Genomic DNA, 1794 nt, shown 5'->3' on the forward strand with positions numbered 1-1794 from the left:
GTGCGGGCCGGCGCCGCCGGCGTGGTGTACAAGGACATCGACCCCGCGGCGCTGGTCCGCGCCATCCGCTCGGTGCACGACGGCAACGTCCTGCTCGCCCCCGAGGCGGTCGGCTCGCTGATCCGCGGATCGCGGGCGGACACGCTGACCGCGCGCGAGCGGGAGGTGCTCGCCGGGATCGCGGACGGCAAGTCCAACAGGGAGATCGCGCGGCTGCTGCGGGTCTCGGAGAAGACCGTGAAGGCGCACGTGAGCGCGGTCCTCGCCAAGCTCGGCGTGCAGGACAGGACCCAGGCGGCCGTGTACGCGGTGCGGCACGGCACGGCGTAGCGCGGCGGACCGTTCAGGCGACAGTTAAGGGAGTCTTCACCCGTGGCGATGGCGTCTCGGCTGGAGGCAACACCGGATACCTTGAATTCGTGCGCGGTGATCTGCTTGACCTAGCCCTGCTCGTTATCGCCGCCGCGTTCGCGGTCTCCGGTTACCGGCAGGGTTTCATCGTCGGCTCACTGAGCTTCATCGGCTTCGTCGGCGGCGCGGTGCTTGGCGCGGAATTCGGCCCGTCCATCGCGCATGCCATCGTCGGCGGCCAGACCCAGCAGGACGTGGTGGCGGTGATCCTGCTGGTCAGCTTCGCGATCATCGGGCAGTTCGTCGCCTCGTCGGTCGGCGCCGCGATGCGGGAGACGATGACCGGCCGGGGATCGACCACCATCGACGCGATCGGCGGTTCCGGGGTCAGCGTGCTGTCGATGCTGCTGATCGCCTGGGCGATCGGGTCGGTGCTGATCTCGTCCCCGTTCCCCGTCGTCGATCAGCAGGTGAACAATTCCGTCGTGCTCGGCACCCTGGACAAGGTCATGCCGGCGCCGGCCAAGACCATGTTCTCCGAGTTCAGGCGGATGCTCGCGACCGGCCCGTTCCCGCAGGTGTTCAGCGACATCGGCGCGGCCCACCTGTTCCCCGTGCAGCCGCCCGACCCCGCCGTGCTGAACAGCCCCGGGTACCAGGCGGCCAAGAGCCGGGTCGTCAAGGTGCAGGGCACCGCGCCGAGCTGCGACCGCAGCATCGAGGGCTCCGGGTTCGTCTACGCCCCCGACCACGTGCTGACCAACGCGCACGTGGTGGCCGGCGTGACGCAGGGACCCGTGGTGACCACCTTCGGCGGCGTCACCCACCGCGCGTACGTCGTCTTCTACGACCCGCAAGTCGACATCGCCGTGCTCTATGTGCCCGGCCTGAACATGACCCCGCTGCAGTTCGCCGGCCAGGCGCAGAACGGGGCCAACGCGGTCGTCGCCGGCTACCCGCTGAACCACTCGTTCACCGCCGCGGCCGCGCGGATCGGCGGCATGCAGAGTGCCGTCGGCCCGGACATCTACCAGACCGGCCAGGTCACCAGGCAGATCTACGAGATCAAGGCCGTGGTGGAGCCGGGCAACTCCGGCGGCCCGCTGCTCAGCCCTGACGGCACCGTCTACGGCGTGGTCTTCGCCGCCGCCGTCGGCGTACCGGACACCGGGTTCGCGCTGACCGCCGTGGAAGTGGCCGGGGACGCGGACGCCGGGGCGAAGCAGACCTTCCCCGTCTCGACCCAGACCTGCGACTAGCCGCCCGAGACGCCAGGGCGGAGCGGGAACAGCAGGCTGGCCGCGGGCACGGCCGCCAGGCCGTCGCGCTCGATCCGGTTCGCGATGTCGTCCGCGCTCGCGGCCACGAAACCAGGATCGATGCCGGGAGGATCACCCGCGTAGCCGCGCACCCCGGCGGCGCCGCGGCGGAGCAGGGTCACCG

3 protein-coding genes are annotated in these 1794 nt (G+C 70.8%); 2 read left to right on the forward strand and 1 reads right to left on the reverse strand.

Annotated elements, in window-relative coordinates:
• Positions 1–330: response regulator transcription factor (locus WA805_RS16175; RefSeq protein WP_424561525.1), on the forward strand; the 330-nt coding region annotated here is incomplete at its 5' end.
• Between the two features lie 89 nt (positions 331–419).
• The gene (locus WA805_RS16180) at positions 420–1610 is read left to right on the forward strand and encodes a MarP family serine protease (protein ID WP_425242743.1); all 1191 of its coding nucleotides are present in this window, start codon (positions 420–422) and stop codon (positions 1608–1610) included.
• Here the strand turns inward: WA805_RS16180 and WA805_RS16185 are convergent.
• Positions 1607–1794: hypothetical protein (locus WA805_RS16185; protein ID WP_425242744.1), on the reverse strand; the 188-nt coding region annotated here is incomplete at its 5' end. The two genes, WA805_RS16180 and WA805_RS16185, sit on opposite strands and share 4 nt — an antisense overlap.

This window comes from Trebonia sp. (assembly GCF_049794275.1).
GTDB lineage: Bacteria > Actinomycetota > Actinomycetes > Streptosporangiales > Streptosporangiaceae > Trebonia.